Source organism: Flavobacterium sp., assembly GCF_027482425.1.
Lineage (GTDB): Bacteria > Bacteroidota > Bacteroidia > Flavobacteriales > Flavobacteriaceae > Flavobacterium.
This window is the reverse complement of sequence record NZ_JAIXWA010000065.1, coordinates 18,478-27,253: the sequence shown is the minus strand read 5'-3', so window position 1 is coordinate 27,253 and position 8,776 is coordinate 18,478. Positions and strand designations below refer to the sequence as shown.

5 protein-coding genes are annotated in these 8,776 nt (G+C 39.9%); 4 read left to right on the top strand and 1 reads right to left on the bottom strand.

What is annotated here, in order from left to right; genetic code table 11:
- Positions 1 to 2,743, bottom strand: a 2,743-nt coding sequence (locus Q0037_RS09585) for a SusC/RagA family TonB-linked outer membrane protein (RefSeq protein WP_297517568.1), incomplete at its 3' end; no start/stop codon positions are given.
- Positions 2,744 to 2,969: 226 nt separating this feature from the next.
- Here Q0037_RS09585 and Q0037_RS09580 point away from each other — a divergent pair.
- The 4 genes from Q0037_RS09580 (at position 2,970) to Q0037_RS09565 (ending at position 8,704) form a co-directional block, all read left to right on the top strand.
- Positions 2,970 to 3,992 carry a LacI family DNA-binding transcriptional regulator gene (locus tag Q0037_RS09580; protein ID WP_297517566.1) on the top strand — a complete coding sequence of 341 codons (1,023 nt, stop codon included), beginning with the start codon at positions 2,970 to 2,972 and terminating at the stop codon, positions 3,990 to 3,992.
- Between the two features lie 190 nt (positions 3,993 to 4,182).
- Complete coding sequence (locus Q0037_RS09575) at positions 4,183 to 5,703, top strand: MFS transporter (RefSeq protein ID WP_297517564.1); 1,521 nt, start codon at positions 4,183 to 4,185, stop codon at positions 5,701 to 5,703.
- Positions 5,696 to 6,349, top strand: coding sequence for a beta-phosphoglucomutase (gene pgmB, locus Q0037_RS09570; protein WP_297517562.1), 654 nt, complete (start codon positions 5,696 to 5,698; stop codon positions 6,347 to 6,349). The genes Q0037_RS09575 and pgmB overlap by 8 nt, the downstream gene beginning before the upstream one ends.
- A 54-nt stretch (positions 6,350 to 6,403) precedes the next feature.
- Positions 6,404 to 8,704, top strand: a complete 2,301-nt coding sequence (locus Q0037_RS09565) for a glycoside hydrolase family 65 protein (protein ID WP_297517560.1) — start codon at positions 6,404 to 6,406, stop codon at positions 8,702 to 8,704.
- The last annotated feature ends 72 nt before the right edge of the window (positions 8,705 to 8,776 follow it).

Here is an 8,776-nt window from a genome sequence, read left to right as displayed (position 1 = left end):
TAGGAGATAGTCTGAAACTTGTATTCAAGTTCATGGTATTTTTTTCACTACCAGAATTCATACTAATACCTTCGTTTGCTTGTCTAGTTAAAGAGAAACGAATGCTCGCATTATCAGTTGCTTTTGAAACCGCAACGTTGATGCTTGAGTTCTGTGCTGTTGGGAATAAACCAGCATAGTTATTAGGTTGTGCAGAATAAGGAATGATACGGTTATCCCAGTTTAAAATAGGTTGACCATCAAACTTAGGACCATAGTTAATACTGTAGTTCGCTAAGCTTCTAGTTTCTCTGATACCATCACCATTTAAGTCGGCATAAGCCCCTTCAATCGGACGTCCTGCTCCATCATACAATTGCTTGTAAACGTAGAAAGATCCAGGTGTATAATCAACACGGTTAATTAAAGCCGTACTTCCTGTTCCAGCTCCAGCATCCCCATACAAAACGTCAAAACCTGAAGATAATGTTTCAATAGTACGCTCAAATGTAGACACGTTAAAAGCTAAATTCCAATTGGTGTTGTTTCCTTTGATAACATCATAGTTAACAGCTACTTCAACCCCTTTGGTCGTGAAGCTTCCAATGTTAGCCCATCCTACGTTAGTGAAGTTAGAACCATCGGCGAAAGCCACGCGAGATAACAAATCATCGGTTTTCTTGTAGAAAACATCAATAGCACCATTCAAACGGTTATTAAAGAAGCCGTAATCCAAACCAACGTTATACGTTGTGGTTTGCTCCCATTTTAAATCAGGGTTGAAAGGTCTAGAGATAGCAATAGGAACTGTATTGTTTCCGAAGAAAATTTGATTGGTATTGTTACCCACTGCAAATTGCTGTAAATAATAATTTCTTGCTTCAACATCGTCAATGTTTTGCTGACCGGTGATCCCCCAACCTAAACGCAATTTCAAATCAGAAAGTTTGCTATAGGATTGGAAGAAATCTTCTTTTAACTTCCAAGCAAAAGCCAAACCAGGTGTATTTAACCAGCGATTAGACTCGGCAAAACGAGAAGACCCATCACGTCGGAAGTTAGCGGTAAGTAAATATTTGTCCTTATAATTCAAAACGGCACGCGCGAAGAAACCAATCAATACGTTATCGGTCTCAATATCATTCTCAGCACCAATCGACGCGTAGTTGGGCTGTAAAACGTTACGTGTGAAGAATTGAGAGGATTCATAAATCTGGTACGAATACCCCGCTTGCGCATCAATGTTTAAATCATTGATTTTTTTGGTGTAAGATAAATACGAATCAAATAACTTCGTACGAATAGTTCGCTCAGCAAACTCATTAGTCCCATATGGAATATTGTTGTTGCTAGGCCCAGAAGCTGCATTAGACCCTACTAGTCGAGTACGCTCTCCGTTGGATTCATCAAAACCAACATTCACAACCGCTTTCATGCTTGGAAAGAAATGAAACTTATATTCGGTTTCCACATTACCAAAGATACGGTGGTTTGAACCCGTGTCATAAGTCATCATCAGTTGCGCCACAGGGTTGCGTTGCACGTTTGGTGTCAACAAGTTCCCATTGCGGTATTCAAAGAAACCTCCAAAAGGAGAAGCCGCATCATATACAGGCTGCGTTGGGTCAAATGTAATGGCTGAACCCTCTACCCCATCAGCAAAACGGTTGTTCTCCATGGTATAGTTGGCATTCACACGAATTTTCAAATGATCATTAAAGAAACTTGGCATTAAAGTAGTAGAGATGGTATTACGGTTAAATTTATTCGTTAAACGTAATCCTTCTTGATACGTATTCCCTATCGATAAACGAGAAGGCACTTTTCCAAATAAGTTACCACGCAAAGACAAGTTGGAATCAATAAAGTCCGTTCTTCTGTAGATTTCATCTTGCCAATCGGTATTTGCAGTCCCTAATTTACCCACTTCCCCAGGAAACTGAGCCGCTACTAAATTACGGAATTCGTTACCATTGAACACATTAACTTTGCGTACAAGCGAACCTGAACCGTATTGTGAATTAAAATCCACAGTTAATTTTTTACCTCCTTTTTTAGTAGTGATCAAAATCACCCCGTTGGAAGCACGTGAACCGTAAATCGCGGTAGCCGAAGCATCTTTCAACACCGAAATACTTTCAATATCATTTGGGTTTAAAGACGCTAAAAACGACGTAGACCCCGTATTGGTAGCATTCGATATAGGAAAGTTATCGACTACAATCAATGGGTCGTTAGAAGCATTAAGCGACGAACCCCCACGAATACGAATCACAGGATTTGTTCCAGGAGCTCCACCGCCAGCATTGATAGTAACCCCCGCAACACGACCTTGAAGAAGGTTGTCGGTAGACACCATAGCCCCTTTGTTGAAGTCTTTCACTCCTAAAACAGATACCGCACCTGTGGCATCCTTTTTCTTAACAGAACCGTAACCTACTTGCACCACTACTTCTTGAAGTGTGCTTGAATCTTCTTCTAAGGAAACGGATACATTTTTTTGACCTTTAAATTCGATGGATTGATTTTTATAACCAACAAACGAGAAGACTAAAACATCTCCATTTTTGAGTTTACCGATTTTAAAATTACCATCAAGGTCTGTGGAAACCCCCGACTGCGTGCCTTGGACTACCACGTTAACTCCCGGAAGGGGTTGGTTGGATTTAGAATCCACAACCTTACCTTCCAATGTCGCTTGAGCCAAAACGGAAAGCGGCAAAAGGAGCAAGAAAAACAACAACTTGTTATAAATTGTTTTCATACATTTTGTTTAGGTTAATAATTTGTTTTTTGCTTGTACTTGCACTTCGAAGCGTTAAATTTAGGATAATTTTTAGTTTAAAAAAATAACCCCTAAATATACACCTTTCGAAAACGTTTTCGTGTTGAAAACTTTCAGAATGCACCATAAAATTAAGAATAAAAATAATAGACTAAAAAATTTAAGCTACCTTTATTCGCAAATAAACAACATTTAAAAAATTGATATGAAAAGAAAAGTAACGCTAAAGCAAATTGCTAAAGAATTGGATGTATCTATTTCAACCGTTTCTAAATCGTTACGCGACAGTCCTGAAATCAGCGAAGACACCCGACAGAAAGTACAAGCTTTCGCCAAATTATATAACTACAAACCCAATAATATCGCACTAAGTCTTAAGAATAAAAAAACAAAAACAATTTGTATCATTATTCCTGAGATTATCCATCATTTTTTTGCTACTGTAATTAGCGGTGTGGAACATGTTGCCAACGAAAATGGCTACAACGTTTTGGTCTGTTTGTCGGACGAATCGTTTGATAAAGAGGTCATTAACATGGAGATGTTAGCGGGCGGAAGTATTGATGGTTTTATCATGTCGCTTTCTAAAGAAACACAGCAAAGAAGAGACTTTCACCATATCACCGAAGTCATCAATCAAGGAATGCCTGTGGTCATGTTTGATCGGGTAACCAACGATATTTTGTGTGATAAAGTAATCATTGATGACAACCTAGCAGCCTACAACGCTACGTGTTTTTTCATCAATAAAGGCTATAAAAAAATAGCGCTAATTACCACTGTAGATTACGTAAGTGTAGGCAAATTACGCACCGATGGCTACACCAAAGCCATGATGGACCACGATTTGAAAATTGACCAAAACTTGATTTTAAAAATTGAAGACACCGACAATTTTGATTCACAAATTGAAACCTTACTGCGGGAACAGCAACCCGAGGCCATTTTTGCCGTCAATGAAATTTTTGCAGTAACCGCCATCAAAATAACTGGGAAGTTAGGACTTCAAATTCCAAACGATATTTCCATCATTGGATTTACCGACGGTATCATCTCCAAATATTCTACACCCAGCATTTCTACCGTGAGCCAAAATGGCGTGAAAATGGGTGAAAAAGCAGCCAAAATGCTTATCGAGCGACTTGAAAATGAAGAAATGGAAATCGAAGAACAGTACAAAACGGAAGTCATCGAAACCGAATTAGTGGAACGCGAATCAACCCGCTAATTTTTTTTATTTTTTTCAACAAAAAACGTTTTCGTTCGTCTTTTTTCTTAAAAAAGAGCGGCTTGAAATTACGATTTTCAAAACTTTGCTATCTTTACCACATCAAACGCTTACTTGCACTTCGAAAATTAAGTAAGTTTTGATAAGCTTTTTATGCTTATCGTTTTAGTAATCAATACATTACACGATAATGGAAAAGCGTAAGTTAGGTTTCTGGGAAATTTGGAACATGAGTTTTGGATTTCTTGGGATACAGTTTGGATTTGCTCTGCAAAATGCCAATACCTCACGAATTTTTGACACGCTAGGTGCCGAAGTAGACAAAATAGGTCTTTATTGGTTGGCTGCACCGCTCACGGGTTTAATTATTCAACCCATTGTGGGTTATTTTTCAGACCGAACTTGGACGCGTTTAGGCCGTCGCAGACCCTATTTTTTGGTGGGAGCAATTCTTTCCTCCATCGCCTTAATTTTTATGCCCAATTCTCCATCGCTTTGGGTCGCGATTGGGACCTTATGGATTATGGACTCCTCCATCAACATTTCAATGGAACCTTTTCGGGCTTTTGTGGGGGATAATTTATCGGAAGAGCAACGCACTTTGGGCTTCTCCATGCAGAGCTTTTTCATAGGATTGGGCGCCGTAGTTGGTTCGGCCCTTCCCTACATTTTCACCAATTGGTTTGATGTAGCAAATACCGCTCCTGAAGGTATTATTCCTCCCTCAGTAAAATGGTCCTTCTACATTGGCGGAATTGTTTTTCTACTCGCTGTGCTTTGGACAGTAATTCGCTCCAAAGAATACAGTCCCGAAGAATTACATGCCTTTGAAAAAAGTAGTGAAAACCAAAGTGATACTACTAGCGAAAAAACGTGCAGCGAGTCAAGGCAATTATCCATTGGATTTATTCTAACGATTGTGGGATCATTGCTAACGTATTTTGTGCATGATTTAAACAAATCTACCAAAGACAGCCACAAAGAGCTTTATATTCTATCGATTGGAATCCTGACTACAGGTGTGCTTTTTATGTTAGTTTCCTTACTACGTAAAAAACAAGTCAACAACGGATTTACGACCATTATTACCGATTTACTCAATATGCCCAAAACCATGAAACAATTGGCATGGGTTCAATTTTTCTCTTGGTTTGCGTTGTTTTCTATGTGGATTTACACCACCAACGCTGTCACAGGTCATGTGTTTGGAACCACAGATACGAAATCAAAATTATACAATGATGCTGCAGATTGGGTTTCTATTATGTTTACCGTATACAATGGGGTAGCAGCCGCTATCGCTTTTTTACTCCCCGTATTAGCTAAACGAACCAGCAACAAATTTACCCACATGCTTGCACTCGTTTTTGGTGGATTTGGTCTAATCTCCATTTATTTTCTTTCCGACAAAGTAGGATTACTGCTTGCCATGATTGGTGTTGGAATCGCATGGGCTAGTATTCTTTCCATACCTTATGCAATGCTTTCAGGTGCATTACCCGCACAAAAAATGGGCTATTATATGGGCGTTTTCAACTTTTTTGTGGTAATTCCTCAAATTGTAGCCGGAACGATTTTAGGGTTTTTGGTTAAAACATTTTTTAATAACGAACCCATTTATGCTTTAATCATCGGAGGTGTATCTATGATTTTAGCAGGATTTTTAACACTAACCGTAACGACAAGCAGTAAAATAAACATCAATGAGTAAAAAAGCCTTCATCTTTGACCTTGACGGTGTTATTGTCGATACGGCGAAATACCATTTTCTCGCATGGCAAAAACTAGCCCAAGAACTCGGAATCGAATTTACGCCTGAGCACAACGAAGAACTAAAAGGAGTAAGTCGTGTCCGTTCCCTTGAGATTATTTTAGGGCTTGGGAATTTGACCGCCACCGATGAAGAAAAGGAGCGTTGGCTCATTAAAAAAAACCAAGATTATTTGTCCTACATCGAAAATATGGATGAGGATGAAATCTTACCTGGAGTGCTTCCTGTTTTGGAATTCATTCGAAGCAAAGGGCACTTAATTGCTTTAGGGTCGGCCAGTAAAAATGCGCGACCAATTCTTGAAAAAGTCAATATTATGGCTTTTTTCGATGCGATTGTAGACGGGAATGACGTGACCAACGCCAAACCCGATCCCGAAGTTTTCGTTCGTGCCGCTAGCTTACTTGGCGTGACCAATGAAAATTCAATTGTTTTTGAAGATAGTGTAGCCGGAATTCAAGCGGCAAACATCGCCCACATGACCAGCATCGGTATTGGAGATCCCGCTATATTAAAAGAAGCCCACTACCATTTCAAAGACTTTACCTTTATTGAGCCTTCTTTTATTGAATCGCTCCTAACATAGAAAATAGAAGATTATTAGGGTTTCTACCCAAAACCTTAATTAAAAACCAATACAATGAATCAGGATTATATCAAACCAGACAACTGGTGTATTATTGAAGAAGGATTTGATGCCGAACGCGTAAAATCATCGGAAAGTTTGTTTAGCATCGGAAATGGTGCTATGGGCCAACGCGCTAATTTTGAAGAGTACTATTCTGGAAAAACATTTCAAGGAAGTTATATTGCTGGTGTATATTACCCCGACAAAACCAAAGTGGGTTGGTGGAAAAACGGTTATCCCGAATATTTTGCCAAAGTTTTAAATGCACCCAATTGGATCGGAATTAACATTGAAATCAATGGTGAGAATTTGGATTTAGCCACATGCCAATCCGTATCTAACTTCCGACGTGAACTCAACATGAAGGAAGGGATTTATACCCGTACGTTTCAAGCTGTGCTTCAAAATGGAACGGAAATCGCCGTTGAAGTACGTCGTTTTCTTTCACTTGATCTGGACGAAGCCGGATTCATCCATTACCAAATCACGCCGCTCAACACACATGCAGATATCGTGTTCCAACCGTATTTGGATGCGGGCGTGCATAACGAAGATGCCAACTGGGAAGAAAAATTCTGGGAACCTTTAGATGTTCACTATCACGATAACCGAGGATTTGTAACGGCGCGTACGTTTAAAACACATTTTACCGCTACCACTTTTATGCACAACTGCATCCTAGTGAATGACGAAAGACAAAATCTAACACCTACCATTTCGCAAACAATCGATCAGGTCGCCTTTTCGTACAAAATATCTTGCGCTCAGGGTCAACACGCTGCCATCCAAAAAATTGGAGGGTACACAGTTTCTATGAACCATGACAATACCCAAGTTGCCGCTGAAAAAGTGATCAATCAAGCTTTGACGCAGGGCTTTGAATCTTATGAAGCGCTTCAAAAAGAAGCTTGGGCGCGCATTTGGGAAATGAGCGATATCACCATCGAGGGTGACGTAAAAGCTCAACAAGGTATTCGTTTCAATATTTTCCAACTGAATCAAACCTATTTAGGGAAAGATTCGCGCTTAAATATCGGCCCCAAAGGATTTACCGGTGAAAAATATGGCGGGTCAACCTACTGGGATACCGAAGCCTACTGTATTCCGTTTTACATGGCGACCAAAGACCAACAAGTCGCCCGTAATTTATTAGCCTACCGCTACAACCAACTTGATCGTGCCATTGAAAATGCGGGTAAACTCGGTTTCAAAAACGGAGCTGCCCTCTACCCTATGGTTACCATGAATGGCGAAGAATGTCATAACGAATGGGAAATTACCTTTGAAGAAATTCACCGCAACGGCGCCATCGCTTTTGCCATTTTCAACTACTACCGTTTTACGGGTGATTACAGTTATATCCCCGAAAAAGGATTGGAAGTATTACTTGGCATTGCGCGCTTTTGGCACCAACGTTCGACCTTCTCAACCTACCGTAATCAATACGTGATTTTAGGTGTAACGGGGCCGAATGAATACGAAAACAACGTCAACAACAACTGGTACACCAACTACATTGCCAAATGGTGTATCGATTATGCGTTGGAACAAACCGACCGTGTTAAAGCAGAATATCCAGTCGATTACAGTCGCATCATGGCTAAAATTCAATTGGGTGAAGAAGAACGTGCCGCCATGCAAAAAGTGGCCGACAATATGTATTTCCCCTATTCAGAAGAACATGGTGTGTTTTTACAGCAAGACGGTTTCTTAGACAAAGAACTCATCACTGTAGCCGACCTTGACAAGAGTCAGCGCCCTATCAACCAGAAATGGTCTTGGGACCGCATCTTGCGTTCGCCCTACATCAAACAAGCCGATACGCTTCAAGGATTTTATTTCTTTGAAGATCATTTTTCAAAAGAACAATTGGTAAAACACTTTGACTTCTACGAGCCCTTTACCGTTCATGAAAGTTCACTTTCTCCTTGTGTTCACTCGATTCAAGCCGCCGTTTTAGGTCGTATGGAACAAGCATATACGTTCTATTTACGTACTTCGCGTTTGGACTTAGATGATTACAATAAAGAAGTAGAAGAAGGCTTACACATTACTTCCATGGCAGGTACTTGGATGAGCATCGTTGAAGGATTCGGCGGAATGCGTGTGCGCGACAATGCATTACATTTTGAACCGCGTATTCCTGCGCAATGGGAAGCGTATTCGTTCAAAATCAATTTCAGAAATCAAATTTTGAAAGTGAGTATTGGTCAAAACGAAACCCAATTTGCACTAGAAGGTAACAAACCCATTTGCGTGTACGTCTTTGGAAAAGAAGTTCTCGTTGAACCCAATGGGTTAGTAACCGTATAATAAAGCACCCTAAAACAAAAAGTCGCAAAGTTTACCTGCTTTGCGACTTCTTATTTTTACACAAAAAAAGAA

What these genes read in the sequence shown, in the direction of transcription:
- Q0037_RS09580 (WP_297517566.1), top strand. Translation starts at nt 2,970, where the DNA reads ATGAAAAGAAAAGTAACGCTAAAGCAAATTGCTAAAGAATTGGATGTA.
- Q0037_RS09575 (WP_297517564.1), top strand. Translation starts at nt 4,183, where the DNA reads ATGGAAAAGCGTAAGTTAGGTTTCTGGGAAATTTGGAACATGAGTTTT.
- pgmB (WP_297517562.1), top strand. Translation starts at nt 5,696, where the DNA reads ATGAGTAAAAAAGCCTTCATCTTTGACCTTGACGGTGTTATTGTCGAT.
- Q0037_RS09565 (WP_297517560.1), top strand. Translation starts at nt 6,404, where the DNA reads ATGAATCAGGATTATATCAAACCAGACAACTGGTGTATTATTGAAGAA.